Below are 17,639 nucleotides of genomic sequence, written 5' to 3' on the forward strand. Positions count from 1 at the left end.
TCAATGAGAATGTCAATCATTCTTAATTAATTTCTCTTACTTTTTTCAAGAAACTAATCAATTGTTCTTAAAAATCACATAAAAAAAGCCATTCTCTAATGAGAATGGCTTACTAAGAAATTATGCTTGTTTTGATTTACGGTATTGGCCGCCTGAACGATTTCCTTGACCACCTGAACGACGGTCACGGTTACGATCATCTTTACGGAAGCTGCCGCCAGGACGACGACGGTCACGATTGCGGTCATCACGACGTCCGCCGCCGCTGCGGTATGGCTTGCCGCTGCCGCCTGAACGATGCTTTTTCACACGTAAAGGTGCTTCACCCGTTAATTTCACATCTGTAGTATCTGGCTCTTTTGTAAGAAGCTTTAATGCTGCAGCAAGTGCTGTTGTCGCATCAGATTCTTGTAGAAGATCCTTAGCAATTGCACGGTAAGCATCCGCTCCGCCGTCAGCAATTAATCCACGAAGCTGCTCAACAGCTAGCTCTTGCTGGCCTTTAATCGCTTCTTCGTACGTTGGAACTTCACGACGAGTCATTTTCTTTTTAGACACTTGTTCAATTGTTTTCACGTGCTCACGTTCCCTAGGTGTAGCAAACGTTAAAGCTAATCCTGATTTACCAGCACGCCCTGTACGTCCAATACGGTGAACGTAGCTTTCAGGATCTTGCGGCAAGTCAAAGTTATACACATGAGTAACGCCTGTGATATCTAATCCACGTGCAGCTACATCTGTTGCTACTAACACATCAACAAGTCCGTTTTTAAATTTACGAAGGACACTGTCACGCTTTGCTTGGTTTAAGTCACCGTGAATTCCTTCTGCACGGTATCCACGCTTCGTTAACGCCTCAGAAAGCTCATCAACACGACGCTTCGTACGACCGAACACAATGGCAAGCTCAGGCGTATGAATATCAATGAAACGACAAAGTGTATCAAACTTTTGACGCTCATGAACTTCAACGTATTGCTGCTCAATGTTCTCCATTGTTACTTCTTTAGATTTAACAGCAATCAGCTTAGGCTCGCTCATAAATGTTTGTGCTAATTTCTCAATACGCTTTGGCATAGTTGCTGAGAAAAGTAATGTTTGGCGCTCGTTAGGCACTTCACTTAAGATTGTCTCAATATCTTCAATGAAGCCCATGTTAAGCATTTCATCCGCCTCATCAAGTACAACCGTTTCTACTTGTCCTAGACGAATCGTTTTACGACGCATATGGTCCATTAAACGACCAGGCGTTGCTACAACAACATGTGGTTTATTTTTAAGATCACGAATCTGCTTGCGCATATCTTGTCCGCCGTATACAACTACAGTACGAACACCTTTGTATTTACCAAATTTAAATAATGACTCCGCTACTTGATTTGCAAGTTCGCGAGTCGGTGCAAGAATTAATGCTTGCACGTGATCATTTTCAATATTAATGCGATCAATTAACGGTACACCAAACGCTCCGGTTTTCCCCGTACCTGTTTGTGCTTGACCAATAATATCTTTACCTTCTAGGGCTGTTGGAATCGTAGCCGCTTGAATCGGAGTTGCTTCCTCAAAACCCATTTGTGTTACTGCTCGAACTACCTCAGAGTTCAAACCAAATTCATAAAAAGTTGCCAAATCGAAAATCTCCTTTATCTTATCTGATTTTAGCGCCTTGGTGAGCCTATCCTGCGACACGTAAAAGATGTCACATAAAAGAGTTCAATCACCTCTTTTGGCTCCCCGTAAGCCTAACATCTTCTCTATTAGCTATTATATACGTACGTAGAAAGACCATACCCCACAACGATCTGGAATATGGTCGTTATAACGATGCTATGTGTCGCCTATTCCCAAAAAGGTCGGCGCAAATTTCCTTTTAAAAACAAATTCAATCATACCACGTGGGTTATAGAAAAGCAACGTAAGGAAACTTTATTATTTAGTTCATTAACAAAACTGCCACTATTTACACCCAAAAAAGCAGTCCCTTATTAAAGAGACTGCCCAGAATAGATGATTTTATGCTAATCGGTACACTCTTGCCTCATAAGGACGAAGAGAATCGAGCGAACCGTTTGCTGTATAATTCGCAAGTACGAGCGGAGAGTTTTCTGATAAGGCTAGGCTTCTTAAGTCCACTTCAGCCTCTGTACCAAACATGTTCACAAGGATCACATATTTCTCCTCCCCGAGTGTCCGCGTATAAGCATATACTTCTTTATGCTCAGGGAAAACTAGATCATACTGACCATACATTAAAACGTCTGTTGATTTGCGAAGTGCAATCATCTTTTTGTAGTAATGTAAAATGGAGTCCTCTAGCTGCTCCTGCTTTGCTACATTGATGTCACTGTAATTAGGATTCACGCCAAACCAAGTTGACTCGGCTGTAGAGAAACCAGCATTTTTCGAGTCATCCCATTGCATCGGCGTTCTCGAATTATCGCGGCCTTGCTCCCAGATAATCTCCATGATCTCTTCATGAGAACGGCCCTTAGCTGTTTCAATCCGATAGAAGTTTTTCATCGAGACATCATCATACTCTTCAATCGTATCAAATTGTACATTCGTCATGCCGATCTCTTGACCTTGATAAACAAATGGCGTGCCTTGCATGAAGAAAAACATCGTTCCAAGCGCCTTTGCACTCTCAGACCAATACTCTTTATCATTTCCCCAAGTCGATACACTCCGGGGCTGGTCATGGTTTTCAAGGAATAATGCATTCCACCCGCGGCCTTCTAACCCTTTTTGCCATTTAGTCAGTGTTTCTTTTAAGGAAATAAGATCGAGCTCACCGCCCGTTTCTTTTCCCCAAAGACCTAGATGCTCAAATTGGAAGATCATATTAAATGCACCGCGATCTTCTCCTACCCAATCATCTGCTTGATCAAGCTTTACACCGTTCGCTTCCCCAACGGTCATCACATCGTATTTAGCTACCGTTTCATTTTTCATTTCTTGAAGGAACTTATGGATTCCCGGGCGATTCATATGTCCATCAAAAGAAGGGACATAATCAAGCCCTTTTGGGTTAGGAAGATCAGGCAGCCCGTCGATTTTCTTGATATGCGAAATAGCATCAACACGGAAACCGTCAATTCCCTTATCCATCCACCAATTCATCATGTTATACAGTGCCGCGCGAACATCAACGTTTTCCCAATTTAAATCTGGCTGTTTTGTAGAGAAAATATGCATGTAGTACTGCTTTGTCTTCTCATCATATTCCCACGCGGGTCCGTTAAAAATTGACTCCCAGTTATTAGGCTCACTTCCGTCTGCACTTGGATCACGCCAAATATACCAATCACGTTTTGGATTATCGACGGATGAGCGTGATTCGATAAACCAAGGATGCTCATCAGACGTATGGTTGATAACTAAATCAATAATCAGCTTCATATCACGATTATGAACTTCTTTTAACAGTTGATCAAAATCATCCATATTCCCGAAGTCTTCCATAATATCTTGGTAATCACTAATATCATACCCGTTATCATCATTCGGTGAACGGTACATTGGGCAGATCCAGATCACATCAATTCCTAGACCTTTAATGTAATCAAGCTTTTGGATCACCCCTTGCAGATCACCAATCCCATCACCGTTCGAATCCATAAAGCTTCGTGGATACACTTGATAAGCTACTGCCTCTTTCCACCATTTTCTATCCATTTGAATCCCTCCAACCGTTTAACATTCAAAATAAAACGTTTACATTATTAAATATTTATAAATTCATATCTGCCTTAGGAACGTATGTTGACAGCTTTAGACAAACGTTTGCACATTTTCTTTGCTCATTTATTATAGAACGGATTATAAAAAGTTACAATGCTTTCTCTTGATTCCCCCTTAAAATCCCTAACGAAAATAAACGAAACCATCCTTATTTCCCCGCACTCCACAAAAATAAATATTGTCTTTTAAGCAAGGCAGGACAACGATCTAGAATAAGAACTGAGAGAAAACACGGTAAAAAACACTTGCAAGTTAAAAAAATCTCTACTAGAATAACTCCTGAGCAAACGTTTGCATTAGAGCGCACAACTCGCTTTTTGAAAACGGATTCTGAAAACGATTTAATTTATATTTATTAAATATAACTTTAGTTAATTGAGGAGGATTTACATGAGACAGCTTATTTCATTTGATTTTTGGCAAAAGCTAGGGAAAGCATTAATGGTTGTTGTAGCTGTTATGCCTGCTGCAGGGATTATGATCTCGCTTGGGAAACTCATTGCGATGAGCGGCGGCGATTTGGCAGCAGTTGCAACAACTGCCCGCGTAATGGAAGACATAGGGTGGGCGATTATCACTAACCTTCATATTCTATTTGCTGTTGCAATAGGTGGTTCGTGGGCAAAAGAGAGAGCAGGCGGAGCTTTCGCTGCAGTGATTGCTTTCATTTTAATTAACCGTATTACTGGTGCATTATTTGGGGTTAATAATGATATGCTGCAAGACCCTGAAGCAACGATTACGTTCTTTGGCCGTGAATTAGTTGTTAGCGATTACTTTACATCAGTACTCGGAGCACCTGCCCTAAATATGGGCGTATTCGTTGGTATTATAGCTGGTTTCTTAGGAGCTGTACTATTTAATAAATACTATAACTTTGATAAGTTACCGCAATCTTTATCATTCTTTAATGGAAAACGATTTGTACCTTTTGTCGTGATATTTGGATCTACTATTACTGCACTTATTCTGTCATCATTCTGGCCGTTTGTGCAAACGCTGTTAAATGACTTTGGACAATGGATTGCAACTTCACGAAATACCGCACCTGTCATTGCACCATTTATTTTTGGTACACTAGAGCGCTTATTGCTGCCATTTGGACTTCACCATATGTTAACGGTACCGATTAACTATACAGAACTTGGCGGTACGTATGTAATTCAAACTGGTGAAAATATCGGCAGTGTGGTTGCCGGGCAAGATCCGCTTTGGCTTGCGTGGGTAACAGACTTAACAAACATGCTTCGTGCTGGCGATGTGGCTGGATATAATCAATTACTTGAAGAAGTTACACCTGCACGCTTTAAAATTGGTCAAATGATTCTTTCATCTGCTGCCCTGATTGGTGCTGCATTAGCTATGTATTTAAATGTTGATAAAGAAAAGCGTCACAAATATAAGCCTATGTACTTATCTGCTGGCTTAGCTGTATTTTTAACCGGTGTAACAGAGCCGATTGAGTTCATGTTTATGTTTGCAGCTCCACTTCTTTATGTGGTCTATGCTGTATTAACTGGTTTTGCCTTTGCAGCTGCTGATGTCATTAACTTGCGAATTCACTCATTTGGATTTATCGAGCTATTAACAAGAACTCCAATGTCGATCTATGCAGGCCTTGCTCGCGACCTTCTGAACTTTGTTGTTGTCTGCCTTGTGTTCTTTGGATTAAACTTCGTCGTCTTTAATTTCTTAATTAAGAAAATGAACCTTCCAACACCAGGACGTAACGGTAACTATTTAGAAAACGAAGAAGAAGGAAAAGGCTCATCTGAAAAAGCAGAAGTAAGTAAAGACGGCCTTGCTGGAAAAATCATTGCCTTACTTGGCGGAGAAGAAAATATTGAAGATGTAGATGCATGCATGACTCGTCTTCGTGTAACAGTAAAAGATCCAGAAAAAGTAGCGAAAGAAGCGGAGTGGAAAGAAACGGGCGCCCTTGGTTTGATCGTGAAAAACCGTGGTGTTCAAGTTATTTATGGTCCAAAAGCAGATATAATTAAGTCGGATGTACAAGACCGATTAGGAGCGTAGATACTCTTGAAACTATTAACATTAAACGTTCACGCATGGCAGGAAGAAAATCAAGAAAAGAAGCTCGATCATCTAGCAAAAACAATCTTTGAAGAACAATACGATGTCATAGCTCTGCAAGAAGTGAGTCAGCATCGTGACCAAGATGTGGTAGAAGGTCAAATTAAAGCTGACAACTACGGGTACATTTTACAGAAGAAACTCAAAGAGCTCGGCTCAGCTCCATATGAAATGGTCTGGGCTCCGTCTCACTACGGATATGAGGTGTTTGAGGAAGGCATTGCCCTCCTCACACGCCATCCTATTATTGAGTCAAATGACTTTTATGTAACGAAGAGCCGTGAAATGAAAAATTGGAAATCAAGAAATATTGTTGGTGCTGTCATTGAGATCGATAACAAACCGATTCATTTCTACTCCTGTCACCTTGGCTGGTGGGAAGATACAGAAGAGCCCGCACGCGGCCAAATGGATGCGCTGCTAGAGCAGATTCCAGCTGATGGGCGAGTATTTTTAATGGGTGACTTCAATAATCATGCCGATATACGTAACGAAGGGTATGATTACCTCATTCAAAATGGATTTTATGACACGTTTACATTAGCGGCCGAAAAAGATTCCGGAGTTACCGTTGAAGGAAAAATTGCCGGATGGGATCAAAATAAACGAGGAATACGTATCGATTTAATCCTAACAAACCAAAAAGTAAACGTATTTTCCTCAAAAGTGATCTTCAACGGGCGCAATCGTGACATTGTTTCGGACCACTTCGGGGTAGAAGCCGTTATTACTGAATAAAATAGTATCGTACAAAGTGAGCAGGCCTAATGGTCGCTCACTTTTTTTATGAAGTCTCCTCACTTTGAGCTGCAGCACTAAATCCTTTCATGAAATAAGCAGCGGGTAAGAGTAAGCCAAGACTAGCCTGAATGATCGAGAAAAACCTCGCACTTCCAACAGGGACAAGATCCCCGTATCCAATAGATAACATTGTTACCCCGCTGAAATACAGAAAATCTAAAAAGGTCTGTTCGGCAATTTCTCCAGTAGGATCATTAATTAGAAGAACAGGCTCATGAAACGAAAGGAAGTAATAGAGAAAGGCAAAGCCGAATGTAATCCCTACTAGGACGAAAAATAATTTATAAAATAGAGTCGGGCAAAAATAGCTCTGTTTATAGGATTTACTTGTAAAGAAATAATAAAGATTTCCTATTAAAAATAAAATCGTGATGGCTATTAACAGCATTGAAACCACGCTCATCCCCCCTCTCCTACCTTTTTCACTAATGAAACAGGTACAAACCTCTAATTTATCCAACGTTTATTAAAGGAGACATTTGGGAAAGTTCAAAAGAGATACGGATACTACAGCAGAAGGAGCGGATCGGTTATGAAAACATCACAAGCAAGCATCCCAAGTGAAAAAGGATTAGATCACAGCCTCTCACTCCTTAAAGACGGCTATTTATTTATTCACAAACGTGCTCAAGACTTCCAATCAGATATCTTCAAAACAAGACTGATGGGTGAAGAGGCGATTTGCCTTAGAGGTGAAGATGGAGCCAAAGTTTTTTATGATAATGATAAGTTCAAAAGGGAAGGCGCTGCCCCAAAACGTGTTCAAAAAACTTTATTTGGAGAGGGTGCCATTCAATCCATGGACGGCGAAGCGCACCGTCACCGTAAGCAGCTATTTATGTCATTAATGTCTCGTGAACGTCTTCAGGAATTAAATGAAATTACGCGTGCGCAATGGCTTCTTTACATAAAGAAATGGGAAACGCAAAAGAAAATTGTCCTGTTTGATGAAATGGAAGCGATGCTGACAAAGGTTGCCTGTGAATGGGCTGGAGTGCCGTTAGAAGAAAAAGAGGTAGAAAAGCGTACGAAGGATTTCGGTGACATGATTGATGCTTTTGGAGCTGTTGGTGTACGCCACGCTCGCGGAAGAAGCGCAAGGAAGAGAACGGAAGCATGGATAACGTCCTTAATTGAAGAAGTAAGATCTGAGCAGCGGAGTCCTCGTGAATCAACGGCTCTTTATCAAATGGCTTGGCATAAGGAACTGGACGGGACCTTAATGGATGCTAAGATGGCCGCCATTGAATTAATCAATGTCATCCGTCCAACGGTTGCGGTAGGTCGTTTTATTACGTTTGGGGCTGTTGGGCTGCATGAGTTTCCAAAAGAACGCGAGAAGCTGATGCAAGATCAAGATGGCACATACAGTCACCTCTTCACTCAAGAAGTGCGTCGTTATTATCCGTTTGCTCCCTTTACTGGTGCGAGAGTGAAAAAGGATTTCACGTGGAACTCTCATCAATTTAAAGAGAACACACTCGTTTTGCTTGATATATATGGGACCAATCGCCACCCAAAACTATGGGAGAGCCCAAATGAATTCCGTCCTGAACGATTTAAAGGCTGGGAAGGCAGTCCTTTCTCCTTTATTCCTCAAGGAGGCGGCGATGAACATAAAGGGCATCGCTGTGCAGGCGAGTGGATCACGATTGAATTAATGAAGATCAGCTTATCTCAATTGGCTCAGAACATTACGTATGACGTGCCGAAGCAGGATCTTTCGTATGATTTAAGCAGAATGCCAAGCATACCGAAAAGCCGTTTTATTATTCAAAATGTACGTAGACAACAACAATAATACTAAGGCTCGGAAAATATCATTTTAACTTATAGAAATACGAACAGCAGGAGTGGCCTATGTGGACCACTCCTGAAATATGCTCCATTTTCCGCGGGAGCTAGTAAGCCCCGCTCTACAAGAGGCTACCTAAAAAGTTTTCCCTACAGTGTGGTTGATTTCCGCTGCAGGCACTCGCTTTCCGCGGGCGGTCCGGGAGCCTCCTCGTCGCATGCTCCTGTGGGGTCTCCCCTGGCCACGCACATCCCGCAGGAGTCGGTGCCTTCCGATCCAATCAACCGAGCGCGTAGGTTAATAAGTGGTTCCTCTCATTGAAAACAGGTGTTCAGTGACTTACCTTTTTTAGTGAAAATAATTTAATTTGAGTTTCGATTGGTCTGATCGAAAACGAAATCATCCATTAAATTCTTTAAAAACCACGAAACCTAGCGGATGAAATGTGCGTAGACTCCTGCGGTGCCTAGAGCAGGGCTGAGATCCCACAGGGCCAAAGCCCGAGGAAGCTCATCAGCTCACCGCGGAAAGCGAAGCATATTTCAGGAGCGGCCATTCTCCTCTAACGTATGTTTATTTCAATCTTTTATTGTTCCAGCCTTATTTATATCCGGTCTGACCGTTCTTCTAGCCAGCTTTCGAGAAAATCCGGAATTTCTCCTGAAAGCGCAAGGCTGATATGGCCCCCTTTTACGCGCTTATATGTCCGGTCTTCACTCCCTATCATTTTCATCAATGGTTTTGTTAAATGTTCTGGTACGATTAAGTCGTCAGTCGTAGAAACAACCAGCAAATCCGCCGTTACGTTTCGAAGGTTAACATGTTCCCCGCCCAGATAAAGCTCATTTAAAATCAATTTATTTTTCTTTCCCAATTCATTCATTAACTGCTTTAATGCAGCCCCTGAAAAAGGAATATGCTCCTTCACCCACTTGCTTACAAGTTCTGCTTTCTTTGAACGTTTGGCATGGCTTTGAAATGCAGGAGACCATGTATTTGTAAAGGTAAATGGTTTGGTCATCGTCCGCATAGCAATCTCTACTAGCTTAGCAGGAATCAAACCATATTGGTCGATTACCTCATCAAAGCTAATCTCTTCTTTCTTCAATGCTTCCGCCCACTTTTCTAAAAAAGGCGGCTTATCAAAATCAAGCGGCGGCGCAAATAGAATGAGGTTCCGAATAGGCTCCGTGCTTAAGGCCGTATACATTAACGCCAACGTACCACCTAAACAATAGCCAATCACACTCATTTCCTCTGCCCTAGAATGAGCAAGTGCTCGTTTGACAGCCTGCTTGATATACTTCAACACATAATCATCTAGAGTAAGATGTCCATCCTCATATCCCGGCACTCCAAAATCAAGCAAATACACATCGTACCCCTGCTTAGTAAAAGCCTCCACCATACTCATTCCAGGTGCCAAATCAAGAATATAGGCTTTATTCAACAAGGAATAGACGAGAAATAAAGGAACACGATACGTTTTTTTCTTCGCTGGATAATACCAGAGCGTCGCTTTATTTTTCTTCCAAACGGCCACTCGAGATGTTTGTCCTATATGAGGGTTTAATCTATCAAACTGATCCATCTACTCCCACTCCTCATCTAGCATGCATTCAAGCTCATACTGAAACAGACGAGGATCTGTGATATGAGGATTCACCATAAGCATTGGTGATGCCGCATGATCATTATTTATAACGGTTTGCCTGCTGTCATTTCTCTTATTCGTTTTCTCTCTTTGGCTAACTCCCTCTGACTTTTTCTTTAAGGTTTTTGTTTCCTCCCCCAAACGATCAACCTTTTCTTCTAGCCTATCAATCTTTTCTTCTACTTGAATAACAAGATTAGCAACTCTTGCTACATCGTCCTTTGATGGTATATTCAGCTGCTGAGAAATAAGCTCAGAGTATCCTCTTACTTTCTTTAAAGAATGGACATGACTCTCTAGCATAGCATTCATCTGCTCAACACTTTCTGCAGATTCTACCCACTCTTTAACCTGTTGATTCATCTCGTTCTCTAGTTTTTTGCCAAAAGACGTCACGAGTGCTCTTTTAGATTTTGATTTTGATTTTTTACCCATTTTCTACTCTCCTTCTCTCCCTCTATTTCTATACTTCTTCCTGTGAAATTTGCCTTTTATACTATACACACGCTGCGGGTAATCCGTTCATAGATTAACCTACCTTTAAGAAAATCAAGCAAACGAACCAATTATCTCTGTTCTTCCGCATCTATACCTTTCCAATCTCTCTCTTCTACATATCCTAATTCCGTTACTAGTAAAAAAATGAGGATGATGAACAATGACTAATAGATTTCAAAGGAGAAAACCAATACCAGGGCCAAAAGAACATTGGTTAAAAGGGAGCTTACAAGCATTCACATCTGATCCGCTTCGCTTTTTAAGCAACCAAGCTGAGACGTTCGGGCCTGTGAGCTCTTTTCGTTTCGGACCATTTCAAGAAGTGTATTTCGTCAATGATCCAGATCTTATTAAAGAAATCTTGGTGACAAAACAAAAAGCATTCATTAAATCTCGGGATATCCAAATGCTAAAAGCTGTGGTAGGAGAAGGTCTATTAACCAATGAAAAAGAGTCTCACCTGAAGCAGCGGAGACTTATCCAGCCTGCCTTCAAAAAAACACATATCCACCAGTACGCTCAAGATATGATAGAAACAACAAACGCATTTATAAAAGATTGGAAGGACGAAGAAGAGAGAAATATTGCAGCTGACATGATGAATATAGCTCTTGGCATTATTACAAAAACAATGTTTGGCATGGATATGGGACAAGGGGCAGATGTGATAGAACAACCGATGGAAGCAGTCATGAAACTTGGTATCAAAAGAATGCGCTCCCTCTCTCCTCTGCCTTTATGGGTCCCTACTCAGGCAAATCGACAACTGAAAAAGGCGGTAAAAGAGCTGGATGATGTCCTTTTTTCTATCATTAGCAAAAGAAGATTAGAGGATAATCAATCAGAAGATTTATTAGGGATGTTAATGAAAGCTCGGGATGAAGAAAACGGGGCTGTAATGTCTGATCAGCAGCTACGAGATGAATTAATGACAATATTTCTTGCTGGACATGAAACGACAGCTAACCTCTTAGCATGGACGTTATATTTATTATCAGAACATCCAAGTGCTGATGAAAGACTGTACGCAGAAATAAAAGAGGTCACAAATGGAGAAGCGCTCTTACCAGAACATTACACCAAGCTTACTTATACGCAAAATGTAATATCTGAATCAATGAGACTTTATCCTCCGGCCTATGTGATCGGAAGGCAAGTAGAAGAAGACATAGAAATTGGACCCTACTTATTTAACAAGGGGGCGATGGTTTTAATCAGTCAGTATGTTATGCATCGAAACGCATCATTCTATTATGAACCTAACATTTTCAAACCGGAACGATTTGATCATAATTTTCTTAAAACCTTGCCTCCTTTTGCCTATTTCCCATTTGGCGGCGGGCCGCGAGTCTGCATCGGAAACCACTTCGCTATGATGGAGGCTACGTTAGCTTTAGCTGCGATTGCTCAGAATTATAAATTCACCTTAACAAGCAGCCAACAAAAAGTAACACCACAGCCCCTTATCACACTTCGGCCTAAAGGCGGGCTCATGATGAAGGTTGAGAAGAGGAAGTAAAAAGTCAGAAATAGAAGAGGCAAATTTTTTTCATAGACTTGATTCATTCGATTTGCTCTATTATTATTTACGGGGAGGATCCTCCTTTTTAATGTTTGTTTTCAGACACTAACATCATATCGGGGGAATCCTCTTCATTTTTATTAAAGTATCTTTTTATTTTAAAAAATCTTTATGCCCTACTCTATCATCAAGCTTCACATACCTCGATCTCCCTAGATATAAAGGAATTGAAAGTTGTTTTAAATTTGGCAGCCCATTACTCAAAAAGAGAGCCTCATCTCGGTAAAAGCCCACAAGTTCGGCGACAAAAAAATCATGGTCTCCATATGTCTTAACATCAACCGTCTCACATTCATACGCAACATAGGCCTCTTTTAAAATAGGAGCTCCCGTTGCCTCACCTTCAATAAAAGATTGGGTTGATAGTTTATCTGTATCAGCTCCTGAGGTCACCCCTGCTTTTTGAATAACTTCCGCCTTCTCAAACGGTAGAAAGTTTATCGCGAATTTCCCTGCTTTCTTCAACAACTGGTATGAATACCTTTCTCGTCCAATACTTACCCCGTACATAGGAGGCTCATAAGAAATATAAGTATGCCATCCACATGCCATTATATTATGTTCCTCTTCAACTGCCACCGTCACTAGCGCGCCACCATGCCAGGATAACTATGCATGACCGTTTTATCTAGCCGCTCTAACATTTACTTCACTCCTCTCTCCCAGCCTTTTCAATCTCATTTGATTGAAGAATCACTGTACCTGTACTTCTATTTTCTGACGCCTGTTTAACCATTGCCCGTGCAACCACCACGTCTTCAATTCCTCTATACTTTCTAAGCGGGCCCAACAAGAGAGGCTTCATCACTTTCACTGCATGCTCACCCATCTTTTCCCCAAAGCGAAATTCTTCACGATTGCCTAACAAAAGAGAAGGTCTGAAGATATCCACATGTGGATAACCTACTTTCTTCACTGCCTCTTCCATTTCGCCTTTTACTCTGCTGTAAAAAACCTGTGACTCTGAGTCTGCTCCTATCGCAGAGATAACAAGTAAACGCGAAGCCCCTTTCTCCCTCGCTATCCTGGCAACTTTAATCGGATATTCATAATCAACTTTTTTAAACGCTTCTTTTGTTTTAGCTTTTTTAATCGTGGTTCCGATACAAATGAATACATCGTCTACTGCTGGAATATCGTCGTCTTCTAAAGTATCAAAGTTTACCGTATGAACGATTTGTTTAGGGTTTGATTTATCCACAGATCTGCGGACTAGTAAATGTACTTCTTTGTATTCCTTCGACTGAGATAATTGGTTGACAACTTGCTTTCCTACAAGCCCTGTTGCCCCAAGTATTAATGCACGACGGTTCATTTTGAAGTCACTCCTTTGAACACCATTATAATGATTCTGTTTGAAAAGAGCGAAAATTTGACTTGATCTTCCAAACTTTCTCATGTTAGGATTTGGTTTGTAAGAGATTTTGTTTTAAAGAACTTAATAGCATTAACTAGGGGTGTCCAACGAGCTGGGCTGAGAGAAAAACGCGTTGAAGTTTTTTAACCCTTCGGACCTGATCTGGCTCATACCAGCGTAGGGAAGTTAGAGACTCCTAAGTATTTACATGTCTATTTGACTACTTCTACATAGTATAAGCCGGGCCCAAATCTATCATTTGGACTCGGCTTTTTATGTACTCCCCTATCCTTTTTATGTACCGATCTCGTCCTCCATATCACAAGCAGAGGAGAGAAAAAGATGTCTGATACGATGCAAAAAAACTTATCAATCATGTCCCAATTTCCAGAAAGTAAAAAAGTGTATGTGAGAGGTTCAAGAGAAGACCTTAAAGTCCCTATGAGAGAGATTTCCTTATCCAACACAACCGGTTCATTCGGTGAGGAACAAAATCCCCCGCTTCGTGTTTACGATACAAGCGGACCTTATACTGACCCACAGCACACGGTGGAGCTAGATAAGGGGCTCCCCCCGCTTCGGAGCAATTGGATTTTTGAACGCGGTGATGTAGAAACCTATTCCGGGCGAAAAGTGTGTGCAATGGATAATGGGTATAAAAGTGAGAATGATCCTAGAGCGTCCTATCAAGAATTTCCTCGCCAAAGCCTGACAGCCGTTAGAGCGAAAGCAGGAAATAATGTCACACAGCTTCATTATGCGAAAAAAGGTATGATTACGCCGGAGATGGAGTTTGTCGCGATCAGAGAGCAGGTCTCACCAGAGTTTGTACGGGAGGAAATTGCTCTTGGTCGTGCCATTATTCCAAACAATATTAATCATCCAGAATCAGAGCCGATGATCATCGGCAGAAATTTCCACGTGAAAATAAATGCAAATATCGGCAACTCTGCCGTTACTTCCTCTATTGAAAAAGAAGTAGAAAAGATGACTTGGGCGACCAGATGGGGTGCCGATACAATCATGGACCTCTCAACAGGCTCTGATATTCATAAAACGAGAGAATGGATTATTCGAAATGCGGCTGTTCCTGTAGGGACTGTTCCTATTTATCAAGCTCTAGAAAAGGTGAATGGGATCGCTGAAAATTTAACATGGGAGATTTACCGGGATACATTAATTGAGCAGGCAGAACAAGGTGTGGATTACTTTACGATTCATGCAGGAGTCCTGCTGCGCTATGTTCCTCTGACAGCTAAACGCATGACCGGCATCGTTTCACGAGGTGGATCCATTATGGCTCAGTGGTGCTTATACCATCATCAAGAGAACTTTCTCTACACTCATTTTGAAGAAATCTGCGACATTATGAAAACCTATGATATCGCCTTTTCACTAGGTGACGGGCTGAGACCTGGATCAATTGCTGATGCCAATGATGACGCACAGTTTGCTGAGCTTGAAACACTAGGTGAACTGACTAAGACAGCCTTTAATCATGATGTGCAAGTGATGGTTGAGGGGCCCGGCCATGTACCGATGCACTTAATTAAAGAAAATATGGATAAACAGCTTGAGACATGCAATGAAGCACCCTTTTATACCCTTGGCCCGCTTACAACAGATATCGCACCAGGCTATGACCACATCACATCGGCCATTGGAGCGGCAATGATTGGCTGGTATGGCACGGCCATGCTTTGTTATGTCACGCCTAAAGAACATCTTGGTCTGCCTAATAAAGAAGATGTCCGCACAGGTGTCATTACGTATAAGATTGCTGCTCATGCAGCCGATTTAGCAAAAGGACATCCTGGTGCTAAAAAAAGAGATGATGCCTTGTCAAAAGCTCGTTTTGAATTCCGCTGGGAAGATCAATTTAATTTATCCCTCGACCCAGAACGAGCACTCGAATATCACGATGAGACTCTCCCTGCAAAAGGAGCGAAGACGGCGCATTTTTGTTCGATGTGCGGTCCTAAATTCTGCAGTATGAGAATTTCTCAGGATATTCGCGATTATGCCAAAGAAAATAACCTTGAAACCAATCAAGCAATTGAGCAAGGAATGCAGGAGAAGGCACAGCAATTTAAGGAGCACGGCAGCACGCTATATAAATAAGGTGGTGTTAGATATGAAGCTTGTCCGGCTTGCAAAGCTTGAACAAGAACGAGCTGCGCTCAACGCTAGAATAAAAGAAATTGAAAAAGAGATTATAACGTTGCAAACAACATGCGAACATACCTTTTCCGGAGACTCCTATTCGCTTAGCTGTACTAAATGCGGAATCACTCGTGTTCTTTATTATTAATTGCTGCCTCCCGGGCTGTCCCACTTAATCGGGGCAGCTTTTTTTGTTTGGAAAACACCACCGGGCAGCGCTCAACTTATTCCTCACGTTTAAAGAAGCTTAATTTGTGATACATAAGAACATACCAACTAGGACAAAATATGGAAGTAGATTACGAACTGAGGAGGTTCAATTTAATGAATGAGCAAACACCCAATCAGCTGCCTGAGAGACCAGAGCCATATTGGAGAATAACAAGCCAGTTAGCAAGCTTTCCTCCCCTTAAAGAAGACATTAAGACTGATGTCTGTATTGTAGGTGGTGGGATTTCTGGAATTACAACGGCCTACCTGCTCGCCAAAGAAGGATTAGATGTGACCTTAATTGAGGCAGATGTATTAGTCAACGGAACGACAGGCCATACAACCGCTAAAATAACAGCCCAGCATGACCTGATTTATGATGAATTAATCCATAATCTCGGCATTGAAAAAGCAAAGTTGTATTACGAGGCAAATGATGCTGCTCTTCAATTTATCCGTAAGTTAGTGAAAGAAGAGAAAATGGCTTGTGATTTTACAGATGAGGATGCCTACCTCTACACCACTAATAACCGAGGTGTCAGCAAGCTGGAACATGAATTTAAAGCTTATCAGGAAATTGGCATTGATTCTGAATGGATTACCTCCATGCCGCTCGATATTCCTATTAAAGCAGGAATCAAAATGCGTAACCAAGCACAATTTCATCCAGTGAAATATTTAGCTCATCTTATTAAAGGATTTACTGAAATGGGCGGTAAAATATATGAGCATACGGTTGCAGATGATGTAAAAGAAGGCGAAGCTCCTATTGTGGTCACACGTGATGGAAAACGGATTTCAGCTCAATATGTAGTAGCTGCTTCCCATTTCCCGTTCTATGACGGCGCTGGTTTTTACTTTTCTAGACTGCATGCAGACCGCTCCTATGTTGTTGCTGTCGAGTGTGATGAGGAATTTCCAGGAGGAATGTACTTAAGCTGTGATGAGCCGAAACGATCTCTACGCTACACGGATATGGATGGCAAAAGGCTCGTCATTGTTGGTGGTGAACAACATAAAACCGGGCAAGGCATGGATACTATGTATCATTACGCGGCACTAGAAGAATACAGCCAAAAGATGTTCACTAATTCCAAGGTCCGCTTCCGCTGGTCTGCCCAAGACCTTGTGACGCTTGATAAGGTCCCTTATATCGGAAAACTTTCACGCATGCATCCAAATATTTTTGTTGCCACAGGCTTTAGAAAATGGGGGATGACAAACGGCACGGTTGCCGCTCATGTGATTTGTGATCTCATTACACATCGTCCAAGTCCATACGAAGAGCTCTTTAAGCCCTCACGCTTTGTCGCTGACCCGAGTATCCGCCACTTCATGTCTGAAAACCTGGATGTCGCAAAGCATCTTATAAAAGGCAAGTTTGATGATGCAGATAAATCAATAGATGAAATCTCGGTTGATGAAGGGGCAGTTGTAAAAGTAGACGGAAAAAGAGCAGGCGCGTATAAGGATAAAGAAGGGTGTCTCCACGTGGTCGACACAACCTGTACGCATATGGGCTGTGAGCTTAATTGGAATAATGGTGACCGAACGTGGGACTGCCCATGTCACGGATCACGTTTCTCTTACAAAGGCGAGGTCATAGAAGGTCCAGCAACAAAGCCGCTTAAGTCATTAAAAGATAAATAAGTATATAGACTCCCTCAAAACATACCTCTCCTTAAAGTGGATATTGATTTCCGCTGCAGGCAATCGCTTTCCGCGGGCGGTCCGGGAGCCTCCT

14 protein-coding genes and 1 riboswitch are annotated in these 17,639 nt (G+C 41.7%); of the genes, 7 read left to right on the forward strand and 7 right to left on the reverse strand.

Features of this window, described 5'->3' with window-relative positions:
* Positions 1–120 precede the first annotated feature (120 nt).
* Together cshA and PQ478_RS20645 are read right to left on the reverse strand one after the other, a co-directional pair.
* A complete protein-coding gene (cshA, locus tag PQ478_RS20640; RefSeq protein WP_289235436.1) occupies positions 121–1,629 on the reverse strand; it encodes a degradosome RNA helicase CshA in 1,509 nt (502 codons plus the stop codon).
* A gap of 384 nt (positions 1,630–2,013) precedes the next feature.
* On the reverse strand, positions 2,014–3,675 hold the full coding sequence (locus PQ478_RS20645) for a glycoside hydrolase family 13 protein (protein ID WP_289235437.1): 1,662 nt from the start codon (positions 3,673–3,675) through the stop codon (positions 2,014–2,016).
* Between the two features lie 456 nt (positions 3,676–4,131).
* On the opposite strand from PQ478_RS20645, the gene PQ478_RS20650 reads away from it, so the two are divergent.
* Positions 4,132–5,775, forward strand: a complete 1,644-nt coding sequence (locus tag PQ478_RS20650; RefSeq protein WP_289235438.1) for a PTS transporter subunit IIBC — start codon at positions 4,132–4,134, stop codon at positions 5,773–5,775.
* A 6-nt stretch (positions 5,776–5,781) separates the two neighbouring features.
* Positions 5,782–6,573 (forward strand): endonuclease/exonuclease/phosphatase family protein, encoded by a 792-nt coding sequence (locus PQ478_RS20655; protein WP_289235439.1) that lies wholly within the window; start codon positions 5,782–5,784, stop codon positions 6,571–6,573.
* 46 nt (positions 6,574–6,619) lie between these two features.
* On the opposite strand, the gene PQ478_RS20660 is transcribed toward PQ478_RS20655, so the two are convergent.
* Positions 6,620–7,039 (reverse strand): potassium channel family protein, encoded by a 420-nt coding sequence (locus tag PQ478_RS20660; protein ID WP_075681733.1) that lies wholly within the window; start codon positions 7,037–7,039, stop codon positions 6,620–6,622.
* A gap of 129 nt (positions 7,040–7,168) precedes the next feature.
* Between PQ478_RS20660 and cypC the strand changes: the two genes are divergently transcribed.
* On the forward strand, positions 7,169–8,437 hold the full coding sequence (cypC, locus tag PQ478_RS20665) for a CYP152 family fatty-acid peroxygenase CypC (RefSeq protein WP_289235440.1): 1,269 nt from the start codon (positions 7,169–7,171) through the stop codon (positions 8,435–8,437).
* 598 nt (positions 8,438–9,035) lie between these two features.
* On the opposite strand, the gene PQ478_RS20670 is transcribed toward cypC, so the two are convergent.
* Positions 9,036–10,022: an alpha/beta fold hydrolase gene (locus tag PQ478_RS20670; protein WP_289235441.1), complete on the reverse strand. Its 987-nt coding sequence runs from the start codon at positions 10,020–10,022 to the stop codon at positions 9,036–9,038.
* Entirely contained in the window at positions 10,023–10,520 is a 498-nt protein-coding gene (locus PQ478_RS20675) for a methyl-accepting chemotaxis protein (RefSeq protein ID WP_012960821.1), read from the reverse strand.
* A 223-nt stretch (positions 10,521–10,743) separates the two neighbouring features.
* Here PQ478_RS20675 and PQ478_RS20680 point away from each other — a divergent pair, with 223 nt between their 5' ends.
* A complete protein-coding gene (locus tag PQ478_RS20680; RefSeq protein WP_289235442.1) occupies positions 10,744–12,102 on the forward strand; it encodes a cytochrome P450 in 1,359 nt (452 codons plus the stop codon).
* A 156-nt stretch (positions 12,103–12,258) separates the two neighbouring features.
* Here the strand turns inward: PQ478_RS20680 and PQ478_RS20685 are convergent, their stop codons facing one another.
* The gene (locus PQ478_RS20685) at positions 12,259–12,750 is read right to left on the reverse strand and encodes a flavin reductase family protein (RefSeq protein WP_289235443.1); all 492 of its coding nucleotides are present in this window, start codon (positions 12,748–12,750) and stop codon (positions 12,259–12,261) included.
* 64 nt (positions 12,751–12,814) lie between these two features.
* On the reverse strand, positions 12,815–13,480 hold the full coding sequence (locus PQ478_RS20690; protein ID WP_289235444.1) for an oxidoreductase: 666 nt from the start codon (positions 13,478–13,480) through the stop codon (positions 12,815–12,817).
* A 128-nt stretch (positions 13,481–13,608) separates the two neighbouring features.
* A riboswitch (TPP riboswitch) is annotated at positions 13,609–13,723 on the forward strand.
* A 141-nt stretch (positions 13,724–13,864) separates the two neighbouring features.
* Between PQ478_RS20690 and thiC the strand changes: the two genes are divergently transcribed.
* The 3 genes from thiC (at position 13,865) to PQ478_RS20705 (ending at position 17,545) form a co-directional block, all read left to right on the forward strand.
* Positions 13,865–15,643 carry a phosphomethylpyrimidine synthase ThiC gene (gene thiC, locus PQ478_RS20695; protein ID WP_289235445.1) on the forward strand — a complete coding sequence of 593 codons (1,779 nt, stop codon included), beginning with the start codon at positions 13,865–13,867 and terminating at the stop codon, positions 15,641–15,643.
* Between the two features lie 13 nt (positions 15,644–15,656).
* The gene (locus PQ478_RS20700; protein WP_012960826.1) at positions 15,657–15,833 is read left to right on the forward strand and encodes a hypothetical protein; all 177 of its coding nucleotides are present in this window, start codon (positions 15,657–15,659) and stop codon (positions 15,831–15,833) included.
* A 176-nt stretch (positions 15,834–16,009) separates the two neighbouring features.
* Positions 16,010–17,545 carry an FAD-dependent oxidoreductase gene (locus PQ478_RS20705; protein ID WP_289235446.1) on the forward strand — a complete coding sequence of 512 codons (1,536 nt, stop codon included), beginning with the start codon at positions 16,010–16,012 and terminating at the stop codon, positions 17,543–17,545.
* Positions 17,546–17,639: the final 94 nt, after the last annotated feature.

It is taken from the genome of Alkalihalophilus pseudofirmus (assembly GCF_029094545.1).
GTDB classification, from domain to species: Bacteria; Bacillota; Bacilli; order Bacillales; family Bacillaceae_D; genus Alkalihalophilus; species Alkalihalophilus pseudofirmus.